Origin of the sequence: Streptomyces sp. NPDC101776 (assembly GCF_044766845.1) — a bacterium.
GTDB lineage: Bacteria > Actinomycetota > Actinomycetes > Streptomycetales > Streptomycetaceae > Streptomyces.
In genome coordinates this window covers 787,391-800,917 of record NZ_JBIWMV010000002.1, presented here as the reverse complement: position 1 = coordinate 800,917, position 13,527 = coordinate 787,391, and the positions used below count along the sequence as shown (strand labels likewise).

Genomic DNA, 13,527 nt, shown 5'->3' with positions numbered 1-13,527 from the left:
CGATGGACCGTGCGTCAGCAGGTCAGGGGGCGAGTTCCGTCATGGAGCCGGGCAAAGAGGAAGAAGGAGCGGCAGTGAGCCACGAGCTGGTCGACGGCAGATTCCGTATCGGGCGCGTCATCGGCAGAGGCAACATGGGGGAGGTCCACCAGGCCGAGGATCTTCAGGCCACCCAGGGATCCCCCGACCGCGCGGTCGCCGTCAAGACCATCCTGCGCCGCCGCACCGGCATCCAGATCGACACCGGCGGAGATCCCAAGGCTGTTCAGCGTTTCGATCGCGAAGTGCGGATCATGCGCCGACTGCGCCACCGGAACCTCACGCGGCTGATCGCCGGCGGTATCGCCGCGGACAGCGGCGGTCTCCCCTATCTCGCGATGGAGCTCCTGGACGGGGAGACGCTTCGCGATCTGATCGAGGAGGAGCCGCAGCTTCCGCTCGCCTGGGCCGCCGCGATCGGCGCCCAGATCGCCGACGGCCTCTCCGCCGCCCACACCGCCGGCATCGTGCACCGCGACCTGAAGCCCGCCAACGTCATGCTCACCCACGGCGGCACGGTCAAGGTCCTCGACTTCGGTATGGGCCGCATCGTCGACGACCCGGACGAGGCCCGGCTGACCAGCACGGGGGTCAGTGTCGGGACGGCTCGTTACATGGCCCCCGAGCAGTTCGAGGCCAAGCAGGTGACACAGGCCGCCGATCTCTACGCACTGGGCTGTGTGCTGTACGAAATGCTCGTGGGGGTACCGCCGTTCACCAGCGAGTCCCCGTACGAGCTCGCACGCAAGCACACCGGCGAGGACCCGACCCCCGTGGCCGCGATCCGCAGTGCGATCCCCGTCGAGTTCGCCCGCCTCGTGCACCGCCTGCTCGCCAAGGATCCGGCAGATCGGCCGGCGGACGCAGTGGCGGTCCGTGACGCTCTGCTGCCACTGGCGCTCGCCGGTGAGGAAGCCTCGCAACTGCCGCACTGGGCCGCCATGGACCCGGTCCTCCCCCTCCGCCCCTCCGCCGCCCCACAGGTGCCCGAGCGTCCGGCGCCCGCTCCCCAGGCCGCGCCCGGCACCGCTTCCGCCACCGGTATGGATGTCTTCCGCGTCCACGAGAAGCTCATCGAGGACTACCACTCCTTCACCAAGGGCGGCACGGTGATCCGCGACGAACGGATCGCCGCATTCGTCGAGGAGGACCTGGAGAACAAGTCGCAGTGGCCGAACCCCTGGCTGTCACTCAACCCCTTTTTCCGGGGTGGCGGCACGGTGGCGGAGCTGGCCGGGCAGAAGGTGCTCCACGACGAATGCGCCCGCATCTTCCAGGCCAAGAAGACCGAGGGCGGCACCGTCCCCGACGGGCGTCCGCTGACGCTCCACCAGCACCAGCGTGAGGCCCTAGACGCCGCAGCGTCCGGTGCGTCGTACGTACTGACAACCGGCACGGGCTCCGGAAAGTCGCTCGCCTACATCGTGCCCATCGTGAACAAGGTGCTGTACGAACGGGACGCCGAAGGACCCAACGCCCGCATGGGGGCACCCCCGGCCGGAGGCTGGGGGAGGGTGCGGGCGATCATCGTGTATCCGATGAACGCGCTTGCCAACAGCCAGCTCAAGGAGCTGGAGAAGTATCTGCGCGACGGGTACGGCGCGGGTCGCGAGCCGGTCACCTTCGCCCGCTACACGGGTCAGGAGGACGACGAGAAGCGCAAGGAGATCCGCGACAACCCGCCGGACATCCTGCTCACCAACTACGTGATGCTCGAACTGATGCTGACCCGCCCCGCCGACCGGGCGAGCCTGATCAACATGGCGCGGGGCCTGGAGTTCCTGGTCTTCGATGAACTCCACACCTACCGCGGCCGCCAGGGCGCCGACGTGGCGCTGCTGATCCGCCGGGTCCGCGAAGCGTGCCAGGCGCAGGATCTGCAGTGCATCGGGACGTCCGCGACCATGTCGACCGAGGGCACGGTGGAGGACCAGAAGAAGGTCGTCGCCGACGTGGCGAGCACCTTGTTCGGTACGTCGGTCCGGCCCGAGCACGTCATCGGCGAAACCCTCGTCCGGGCGACCCACGACACGCCCGACACCGTACCCGCCGAGCGTCTCAACTCCCCTGCCGCTCCGCGCGCGTACGACGATCTGGTACGCGATCCGCTGGCCCGCTGGATCGAGACCCGCTTCGGCCTGGCCACGGACAAGACGACAGGACAGCTCGTACGTCGCAAGCCCGCGCGGATCGAGGACGCGGCGGCGGAGCTGCACGAGCAGTCCGGGGTCGACGAGGAGGTGTGTGCCAAGGCGATCCGGGCCACTCTGGAGGCCGGTTCACAGGCCCGCCACCCGGTGACCGAAAGGCCGTTGTTCGCGTTCCGGTTGCACCAGTTCCTCTCCAAAGGCGACACCGTCTACGTCACCTTGGAGGACAAACTCTCCCGCTACCTCACCCGCGCCTACCAGCTCGAAAAGCCGGACAAGAGCGGCAAGTTGCTGATGCCGCTCGCGTTCTGCCGGGAGTGCGGCCAGGAGTATCTGACGGTGTGGCGGACCGAGAAGGACGGCGAATTCCGGTACGAGGCACGCCGGGACACCTCCGCGACGGGCGGACGGCAGGGCGACGGCTATCTGTACGTCGACCATGAACGGGAGTGGCCGGCCGCGCTCCAGTACGCGGTGGACGATCGCCGACTGCCCGAGTCCTGGCTGGAGTTGGACGAGAAGGGCCAGGAGGTCGTGAAGAAGTCGTACCGCGACCGAGTGCCCCGTGCCGTCTCCGTCGACCCTCTCGGCCACGAGGGCCGGGGTGAGCTCAAGGCCGCGTTCATCCCGTCCCCCTTCCTCTTCTGTCTGCACTGCGGGGTCGCCTACGAGCAGACGCGCGGCCGGGACTTCGCGAAGCTGGCGACGCTGGACCAGGAGGGCCGTTCCTCCGCGACCTCGCTGATCTCGGCGTCGGTCGTACGGTCGCTGAAGTCGGTGCCCGAGGAGGCGCTGGAGAAGGAGGCGCGCAAGCTCCTGACGTTCGTCGACAACCGTCAGGACGCCTCTCTCCAGGCCGGTCACTTCAACGACTTCGTGCAGATCACGCAGTTGCGCGGGGCTCTGTACCGGGCGGCGCTGGACTCGGGTGACGCCGGCCTGCACCACGAGGAGCTGGCGTCGACGGTGACGAACGCGCTCGCCATCGACCCCGCGGACTACACGGGCGAGGCGGATCTGCCGCCGTCACTGGCCGGCAACGCGGCCCGGACGCTCCGCGATGTGATCGCCTTCCGGCTGTATCTGGATCTTGAACGCGGCTGGCGTATCACGATGCCGAACCTGGAGCAGACGGGCCTGCTGGAGATCGACTACGAGGACCTGGAATGGGTGGCGGCCAAGCAGGATCGGTGGGCCACCACCCATGCGGCGCTGCGGGACGCCGACCCCGCCCTGCGGGCCGAGATCATGAAGGCGCTGCTGAACGAGATGCGCCGGTCGCTGGCCATCGACGTGTCGTACTTCCGCGACGACGTCTTCGACTCCTTGCAGCGAGCGAGCGAGGAACGGCTCGTCGACCCGTGGTTGTTGTCGGCCGCCGACAAGCCACGGATCGGTACCGCGTATCCGCACCCCTCCCGTCCGGGCATGGACCGATCGGGACTGTTCCTGTCGGCGCGCGGCAAGTTCGGCAAGTACCTGGGGCGCTCGGACCGTTCCTTCAAGGACCTCGACCAGGCCGATCTCCAGCTGGTGATCGTGGAGTTGCTGAAGGTGCTGACCAAGGCCGGCCTGGTGAAGGAGGTGGAGGTCGCCCCGCAGCGCGCGGGCCGCTACCGCAGGTCCACGACTCCCGCCGCGACGGGCTACCGGGTGGCCGCGCAGTCGCTCGTGTGGCGCGCGGGCAGGGGCGAAACGGGGACACACGACCCGTTGACGCGCACGTACCAGAGCGGCGACGGCCCCCGCGTGAACACGTTCTTCCGGGACCTGTACAAGGACGCGGCGGGCGCGCTGTCCGGTCTGTTCGCCCGCGAGCACACCGCCCAGGTGTCCCCCCAGGACCGGCAGGAGCGCGAAGAGGCCTTCCGCAAGGCGGAGTTGAAGCTCCTGTACTGCTCCCCCACGATGGAGCTGGGCGTCGACATCTCCTCGCTGAACGCGGTGATGATGCGCAACGTCCCGCCCACACCCGCGAACTACGCGCAGCGCTCGGGCCGGGCCGGCCGTAGCGGTCAGCCCGCGCTGGTCACCACGTACTGCGCGACCGGCAACAGCCACGACCAGTACTACTTCCGCCGCTCGGATCGTATGGTGGCGGGTGCGGTCGCCCCGCCCCGCCTGGATCTGGCCAACGAGGATCTGGTCCTCTCCCACCTCCAGGGCATCTGGATCGCCGAGGCGGGTCTCAAGCTGGGCCGGGCCATGTCCGACGTCCTTGAGGTGCCTGCTCCGGACAGCGGTGCGCACACGACACCGACCCTGGAGCTCCTCCCCGACATCTTCGCCGCCTCTCTCGACGAGAGTGCCCGGCGCCGCACCATCGACGCCTCACGGCAGGTGTTCGGGCCCCTGCTCTCCAAGTTCGCCGAGACAACCTGGTGGCACGACGACTGGATCGAGGACAAGGTCCGCTCGGTGCAGGGACGCTTCGACCATGCCTTCGAGCGCTGGCGCAGTCTGTTCCGTGCCGCGCTGAAGGACTACTACACCCAGAGTGAGCGCCGTATCGACTACGGCCTCGCGGACGGGGACCGCAAGCGGGCCAACACCCGCCAGCGCGAGGCATGGACACAGCTGAACCTGCTGATGAACGAGAGCGTCGACAACAAGTCCGTGCTCTCCGACTTCAATCCGTACCGCTACCTGGCCTCCGAGGGCTTCCTCCCTGGTTACAGCTTCCCGCGCCTCCCACTCGCCGCGTACATCCCGACAATCGGCCGCCGCCGCGGTGACGGCGACTACCTCCAACGGCCCCGCTTCCTCGCGATCCGCGAGTTCGGCCCGGGTGCCCTGATCTACCACGAGGGCGCCCGCTATCAGGTGACGCGTATCCAGCTGCCGCCAGACTCCAGCGGCGAGCTGACCACCGGCGAGGCCCGCCGTTGCGCGCACTGCGGCTACCACCATCCTCCGGAGGACCGCGAGGACCGCTGCGGCTTCTGCAACGAGCCGCTGGGCTCGGCGACTTACGGCCTGCTGCAACTGCACACGGTGTACACCACCCGCCGCGAGCGGATCTCCTCCGACGAGGAGGAGCGCCGTCGCGCCGGCTTCAAGCTGGAGACGTCGTACCGCTTCCCCAAGCGCGACGCCGCCGACAAGGGCCGCCTGGAGGCGTCGGTCACCGACACCTCCGGCGGCCGGATCGCCCAGCTCGCGTACGGCGACTCGGCGACGATCCGGATCACCAACACCGGCCGGGTGCGCGCCAAGAGCGACGAACCGGCGGGCTACTGGCTGGACTTGGCGGACGGCCGCTGGATGAACGACAAGGACGCATCCGAGGCGTCCGGCGACTCCAGCGAACTGCCGGTGATCGACACGGAAGGCAACGAGCGGCGGCGCAAGAAGCGCGTCATCCCGTACGTGGAGGACCGCCGCAACATCCTCGTGCTCACCCTCGACGAGCCGTTGCCCGAGCCGATCGCGCTGACCCTGATGTACGCGCTGGAGCGGGGCATCGAGGCCGCGTTCGAGCTGGAGGACGCCGAACTGTCCAGCGAGCTGCTGCCGCCGGACGACGGACCGCGTGGCCGCATCCTGTTCACCGAGGCGGCCGAGGGCGGTGCGGGCGTACTGCGCCGTCTCCAGGCGGAGGACGACGCCTTGGCGAAGGCGGCCCAACGAGCCCTGGAAATCTGCCACTTCGGCGCGCAGGGCGAGGACGAGGGCGGCGAGAAGCACCGCCCCGGCCGAGCCTGCGCGCTGGGCTGCTACGACTGCCTGCTGACGTACGGCAACCAGCTCAACCACGCGCTCGTCAACCGGCACACGGTGGCCCACCTGCTGGTGCGGCTGGCGTCGGCCACGGCGCGGCGGGAGGCCCGCGGCGAGTCGCGCTCGGAGCAGTACCGCCGCCTGCTCGCCGTGTCTCCCGCCGCGCCCACGACCGTGGAGTCGTCGGCCTCCGAACTCGCCGCCAAGGGAGACTTCCTGGGCTGGGCCAAGGCACGCGGGCTACGGCCGCCGGACGAGACCGGCACTTTTCTCACCGAGGCCAACGCGATGCCCGACTATGTGTACCGGCTGCCCGGTGTGAGCGTCGCCGTCTTCGTGGACTCGCCGGCGCGGGAGCAGGACGCCCTGCGCGACGAGGATGCCGAGGAACGCCTGTTCAACGCCAGTTGGGACGTCATCCGCTTTCCGCACGGCGGTGACTGGGACGCCATCGCCACCGCCCATGCCCAGTACTTCGGCTCCCCCGCCGCCGGCTGACCCGCCCTCCCAGAGGATTTGACCGACATGCCCCACGAATACTCCACCGGTTCCCTGGTGAAGGCCCGCGGCCGCGAATGGGTGGTGCTCCCGGAGAGCAAGCCCGACCTGCTGGTGCTACGGCCGCTGGGCGGCTCGGACGACGACATCGCCGCCGTGTTCCCGGCATTCGAGACCGTGGACGAGGCGAAGTTCGCGCCGCCGGAGCCCGGCGACCTCGGCAACCAGCTCGCGGCAGGCCTGCTCCGCACCGCGCTGCGCGTCGGCTTCCGCTCCGGCGCGGGCCCGTTCCGCTCGCTGGCGGGCATCGCGGTGGACCCACGCGCCTACCAGCTCGTCCCGCTCCTGATGGCCCTGCGGCAGAAGACCGTCCGCATGCTGATCTCGGACGACGTCGGCATCGGCAAGACGATCGAAGCGGGCCTGGTGGCGAGCGAACTCCTGGCGCAGGGCGAGGCGACGGGCCTGGCGGTGCTCTGCTCGCCCGCGCTCGCCGAGCAGTGGCAGCAGGAGCTGCGTACCAAGTTCGGCATCGACGCGGAGCTGGTGCTCTCCTCGACGGTGTCGCGCCTCGAACGGGGCCTGGACCTGGGCCAGTCCCTCTTCGACAAGTATCCGCACGTGATCGTGTCGACGGACTTCATCAAGTCCCCGCGCCACCGCGACGACTTCGTACGCCACTGCCCCGACCTGGTGATCGTCGACGAGGCGCACACCTGCGTGGCCGCCGACGACACGTCCTCGCACTCCCAGAACCAGCTCCGGTACGAGCTGCTGCGCCGCGTCGCCGAGGACACCACCCGGCATCTGGTGCTGGTGACGGCGACCCCGCACAGCGGCAAGGAGTCCGCCTTCCGCAATCTGCTGGGCCTGGTCAAGCCCGAACTCGCCTCGGTGAGCCTGGAGTCGGAGTCCGGGAGGCGGCTGCTGGCCCAGCACTTCGTGGCACGCAAGCGGGCGGACGTACGGCAGTACCTCACCAAGGAGGACGGCCTCAGCGACGACTCGCTCGCCGAGCGCACCGCGTTCCCCTCGGACCGGTACTTCAAGGACGAGACGTACAAACTGTCGCCCGAGTACCGGGCGTTGCTCGACGACGCGATCGCGTACGCGAGCGAGCGCGTGGAGGAGGCGGGCGGTCAGGGCAGGCGCGAGGCGCGGATCGCCTGGTGGTCGGCGATCGCCCTGCTCCGGTCGCTGGTGTCGTCGCCGCGGGCAGCCGCGAAGACCCTGCGGACACGTTCGGCGGCGGCGGTCGCCGCGTCGGCGGAGGAGGCCGACAAGCTGGGCGCACCACTCACCAGCGACGCGGCCGACAGCGACACCATGGAGGGGATGGACGTCGCCCCCGGCGCGGAGATCACCGAGGACGACGACCCGCGCTCGCGCCTGGGTGAACTCGCCGTCCGTGCGCAGGAGTTGGAGGGTCCGGCCAAGGATCTCAAGCTCAAGGCGCTCATCAAGCATCTCAAGGCGCTACTGGCGGACGGCCACAACCCGATCGTGTTCTGCCGCTACATCCCGACCGCCGAGTACCTCGCCGACCAGCTGGAGAACGACAAGGAAAGCGGCAAGCGCGGCCCGCTCGGCGCGAAGACCGTCGTCAAGGCGGTCACCGGCACGATCTCCCCGCAGCAGCGCATCGAGCGCATCGAGGCGCTCGCCGCCGAGGCGGGCGAGGACGCCGCCGCCCGCCGCGTCCTCATCGCCACGGACTGCCTGTCCGAGGGCGTCAACCTCCAGCACCACTTCGACGCCGTCGTCCACTACGACCTGGCCTGGAACCCGACCCGCCACGACCAGCGCGAGGGCCGTGTCGACCGGTACGGCCAGCGCCGCGACCAGGTCCGCGTCATCACGATCTACGGCGACGACAACGGTATCGACGGCAAGGTCCTCGAAGTCCTGATCAAGAAGCACCGCCAGATCAAGAAGGACCTCGGCATCTCCGTCTCCATCCCTGACGAACTGTCAACAGGCGTCACGGACGCGATCGTTGAATGGCTGCTGATGCGCGGGCGGGAGGGCCAGCAGGACACCCTGTTCGGCTCCGAGGCCCTGGACACGGCGACGGGCAAGGTGGAGAGCGACTGGAACTCGGCGGCCGAACGCGAGAAGAAGTCGCGTTCGCTGTTCGCACAGCGCTCGATCCACCCGGAGGAGGTGGCCCGCGAGGTCACCTCGATCCGGGAGGCGCTGGGCGGTGCGGGCGAGATCACGACGTTCGTACGGGAGTCGCTGGAAGCCCTGGGGGCGGTGCTGCGCGGCACCGGCGAGGAGTTCACGGCGCAGGTGGGCGGCACGCCCATCGGCCTCCAGGACGCGCTCGCGCCGGCCATAGGCGCCGAGGTGATCGAGAAGGACCGCCCGATCCCGTTCCGCACGGATCCGGCGGTGACCCGCGGCGAGGCGGCACTGGTCCGCACCGACCCGGTGGTCGGCGCACTCGCCGCCCACGTACTGAACGCGGCCCTGGACAAGGACGCCCCAGGGGCCCGCCCGGCCCGCCGCTGCGGTGTGGTCACCACGGACATGGTCGGCACGATGACGACTCTGCTCCTGGTCCGCTACCGCTTCCACCTGACGCTCCCCTCCCGAAACGGCGACCGGCAGGTCGTCGCGGAGGACGCCCGGCTGTTGGCCTTCGAGGGCTCCACGAAGAACGCCGTGTGGCTGCCCTCCGAGCGGGCGGCGGAGCTTCTGGACGCGAAGGCGTCCATCAGCACGGACCCGTACTTCGGCGAACGCACCATGACCCGGGTCCTCGGTCAACTCCCGAGTGTCAATGACCACTTGGCGGCGTACGGCGAGGAGCTGGCCGTCGAGCTGGACGCGTCGCACCGCCGGGTGCGGGCCGCGTCCGGTGAGATCGTGCGCGGTCTGTCCGTCACGGCCCAGAAGCCCGCCGACGTGCTCGGCGTGTACGTCTACCTGCCCAACACCGCCGCCCCTGCCGTCGCGATCGCTCCGGGAGTGTCCGCCTGATGTCCGCCACCACCCGCCACCAGGTGTTCACCGCTGTCCACACGGTCGGGGGGCTGCTGCCGGCCGACATGCTGGTGCGGATCTCCGAGGGCAAGGTCACCAAAGACCTCAAGGGCCTCGCGCCGGCTGACTACCGCATCCCGGGCTCCCGTTCGGTACGCGATCAAGCCGAGCGGCAGTGGGACGACCTCAAGTCGCTCTGGCGCGAACTGCGCGAGAAGCTGCCCGCTGAGCCGGAGGCATCCGTCCGCCCTGACAGCACCGGCTACGCCGACGCCAACTGGGTGAAGCCGCTGTTCGAGGCACTCGGATTCGGTCACCTCACGGAGGTGACCGAGGAGGGCATCGCGGCGGACGACGGCACGAAGACGTTCCCAGTGAGCCACCGTCGCGACAACACCCTTGTCCACGTGGTGACTTGGAACGCTTCCCTGGACAAGCGTCAGGGTGTCGGCTCCCCCGCTCCGCAGTCGCTGTTGCAGGAGGCGCTGAACCGCACGGACGCCCACCTGTGGGCCCTGCTCACCAACGGCCGCCAACTGCGCCTGCTGCGCGACTCCAACGCGCTGGCCACCACGTCGTACGTCGAGTTCGACCTGGAGGCGATCTTCGACGGCGAACTGTTCAGCGAGTTCGTCATCCTGTTCCGACTGCTGCACGCGTCCCGTTTCGAGAGCCCGCAGGGCGGCTCCCAGGTGACCTGCTGGCTGGAGGTCTGGCGGGATGCCGCGATCCGCCTCGGCGCGCGCTTCCTCGACGACATAAGCGAAGGCGTGCGGCAGGCCATCCGGGAGCTCGGCACGGGGTTCCTGAAGCACCCGGACAACGGCGCGTTGCGCGAGAATTTCGACCGGGACGAGTACCACGCCGCGTTGCTGCGACTCGTGTACCGCCTGCTGTTCGTCTTCGTGGCCGAGGACCGCGACGCGCTCCACCCGCCGGAGGCGGCTGCGGGGGCGCGCAAGCGGTACGCCGACTACTTCGCCACATCGCGGCTGCGTGAGCAGTCCCGGCGCCGTCGGGGTACGTCGCACTCGGACCGGTGGCAGGCGCTGCGCCTGGTGCTGGCGGCGCTGGGCGACGAGGCGGGCCGTCCGGAGCTGGGCCTCCCGGGACTGGGCGGCCTGTTCGACCCGACCTCAGCGGACGCGCCGCTGGAAGGTCTTTCCCTTTCCAACCAGCACTTGCTCGCAGCCGTGAAGCACCTCGCCATCGTCCGAGACACGGAGGCCCAGCGCTGGCGGACGGTGGACTACCGCACGCTCGACGCGGAGGAACTGGGCGCGATCTACGAGTCGTTGTTGGACCTGGTCCCCCAGGCCGGCGCGGACCGCACCTTCGAGTTGGTGCCCCGCGCGGGCAACGAGCGCAAGAAGACCGGCTCGTACTACACACCGAGTTCGCTGGTGGAGGTGCTGCTCGACTCCACCCTCGACCCGGTCATCCAGGCTGCGCAGGAACGTGGCGAGAAGACGGCGGCCGAGGCCAAGCAGTCGGACGCGGACGCGCGGGAGACCATCGTCGGCGAGCTGCTGTCGCTGACTGTCTGCGACCCGGCGTGTGGCTCCGGGCACTTCTTGGTTGCCGCTGCTCGTCGTATCGCGAAGCGGGTGGCGGCGGTACGCGACCGGACACCGGAGCCGACACCGGACAGTGTCCGGCACGCGTTGCACGAGGTCATCGCGCGGTGTGTCTACGGCGTCGATCTCAACCCCATGGCTGTTGAGCTGGCCAAGGTGTCCTTGTGGATGGAGGCGTTGGAGCCGGGGAAGGCGTTGGGGTTCCTCGACGCGCATGTGAAGCTCGGGAACGGGCTGATCGGGGCGACGCCGGCGCTGTTGCGGGATGGGATTCCGGAGGCGGCGTTCAAGGCCGTGGAGGGGGACGACAAGTCGGTCGCCACGGACTGGCTCAAGCGGAACAAGGAAGAACACCAGGGGATCTTCCGACTCGACGCGGAGGTCGACGAGTCGGTGAGCGTCACCAACACCGTGTTCGCCACCGAACTGCGTGACCTGGTCACGAACGCGGAGACCGAGAAACTCGGCCAGGTTCGCAAGCTAGCGAAGCGGTATCACGAGTGGGAGAACTCCCAGGCGTACAAGGACGCGTTGAAGATCGCCGATGCCTGGTGCGCTGCCTTTGTCTGGGAGAAGACGGTGGACGCACCGTCGCCGGTGACCCAGCGGGTGTTCCTGTCGCTCCAGGCTGACGAGGGCGCGGGCGCGCTGGAGGAAACGCACCGGGAGATCGAGCGGCTGCGGGACGAGTACCGGTTCTTCCACTGGCATCTGGAGTTTCCGGATGTCTTCAATGTGCCTGACGCGGCCTCGGTGGATGGGGTTGATCCGGTTACCGGGTGGGCTGGTGGGTTCGACTGTGTGTTGGGGAATCCTCCGTGGGGCCGAGTCGACTTTATGGACCAGGAGTACTTCAGCGTGGTCGAGCCGTCCATCGCGGCGCTCGCAGGTGCGGCAAGGCGCACGGCAATCACCGACTGGGTTGCCGAACACCCCGAGGAAGGTGCCCGGTATCACACGGCTCGGAGGCGAGTGAAATCATCGTTCCTATTCCTGGGGTCCTCGAACACGTATCCTCAACTCCAGAGGGGGCTGTCCATTAAAGGTGTCAACTCCCTACAGACGGATCAGCTGTTCACCGAGCGCTTCATCTCAATTACCGCCCTTGAAGGGCGATTGGGAACAATCGTCCCCACTAAAATCGCCACAGGCTCTGGAGCACAATTCCTCTTTCAGGATCTGGCTCAGCGGGGAGTAGTAAAGCACCTATATGACTTCGAGAACGGAAAGCGACAGAAGCTCTTTCCCGCAGTTCATCCCCAAACATGGTTCTCACTGATCTCCGCCACAGGTCGGGGACTACGCGAGCCAGCGTCCCGCTTCGCCTTTTTCCTTGGCCACCCTGACGAACTCTCAGACGGCGCCGCCGTGTTCACGCTTTCACCTCATGAAATCTCCATCATCAATCCAAATACGGGAACTCTGCCCGTATTTCGCACACGGAGGGAGGCAGATCTCGTAACTGCCATCCATCGCCGTTTCCCAGCCCTTCTCACGGAAATCGGAAAGCATGGCAACCCGTGGCACATCACCTTCAAGCATCTCTTCAATCTTACTGACGACTCCGATGTATTCCGCGATCGGGCGAGGCTGGAGCAAGAGGGTTGGGAATTGATAGGGAATGTGTTCATCCGAGAAGGGGAACGGATGCTGCCACTCTACGAAGCGAAGATGGCCCACCTCTTCGATCATCGCTGGAATCGCTACTACGGCCTGGGCAACGAGGACTACGAACACGTTCCGCTTGAGGAAAAAAAGGAAGCCTTTGGCGTTACACAACCCCGGAAATGGATCCAGGAGAGCGGACGGATCCCAACCGTGCGCAAGGATAAAGAAGTCGATATTTCCGGCGTAGACGTCCGACTTGGGGAATTGAAATGGGAACACGGCTGGCTACTCGGTTGGCGAGACATTACCAATACAGCCAACGAGCGCACTGCAATTCCTGCGTTTCTACCAAGGACAGCGGTTGGAAATACATTCCCCCTAATGTTTCCCGAGACCTCTGTCGAACTAACGGCCGCAATGGTAGCGGCGCAAAGTTCTCTAGTATTTGACTTTGTGGCCCGCCAGAAGATCGGCGGCACTCACCTCGGCCTCATGACGTGGAAGCAACTCCCCGTGCCTCGACCGAGTGATCTGACCCCGCACCTCGCCTTCCTCACACCCCGCACGCTAGAACTCGTCTATACCGCTTGGGAAATGGAATCCCTAGCAGCGGACCTCGGTGACACCAGAGCCCCATTCGTCTGGAATGAAGACCGTCGCGCTCAACTCCGCGCCGAACTAGACGCGTACTTCTTCCACCTCTATGGAATTTCCGCTCAGGAAACCGACTACATCCTGGAGTCCTTCCAGACGGAGAACGGCGGACTCAAGCACAGTGATATTTCCAAGTACGGCGAATACCGCACCAAGCGCCTGGTACTCACCGAATACGACCGCATGGCCAAGGCCGGGCTCAGCCTGGAAACTCCGCTAACCGACGGTGCGAACTACACCTCCACCCTCACCCCGCCCCCGGGCCACGGCCCCCGCCACTCCGCCTGACAGCT

Annotated in this window: 3 protein-coding genes; all 3 read left to right on the top strand. The window is 67.6% G+C overall.

Annotation, left to right across the window (positions count from 1 at the left end; all coding sequences use genetic code 11):
* Positions 1-74 precede the first annotated feature (74 nt).
* Genes ACIRRY_RS09305 through ACIRRY_RS09295 form a run of 3 tightly spaced genes read left to right on the top strand, consistent with a single transcriptional unit; the run spans position 75 to position 13,522 of the window.
* A complete protein-coding gene (locus ACIRRY_RS09305; RefSeq protein WP_403969712.1) occupies positions 75-6,407 on the top strand; it encodes a protein kinase in 6,333 nt (2,110 codons plus the stop codon).
* A 27-nt stretch (positions 6,408-6,434) separates the two neighbouring features.
* Positions 6,435-9,392, top strand: a complete 2,958-nt coding sequence (locus ACIRRY_RS09300; protein ID WP_403969709.1) for a helicase-related protein — start codon at positions 6,435-6,437, stop codon at positions 9,390-9,392.
* Positions 9,392-13,522, top strand: a complete 4,131-nt coding sequence (locus ACIRRY_RS09295) for an Eco57I restriction-modification methylase domain-containing protein (RefSeq protein WP_403969706.1) — start codon at positions 9,392-9,394, stop codon at positions 13,520-13,522. Before ACIRRY_RS09300 ends, ACIRRY_RS09295 begins: the two co-directional genes overlap by 1 nt.
* Positions 13,523-13,527 lie beyond the last annotated feature (5 nt).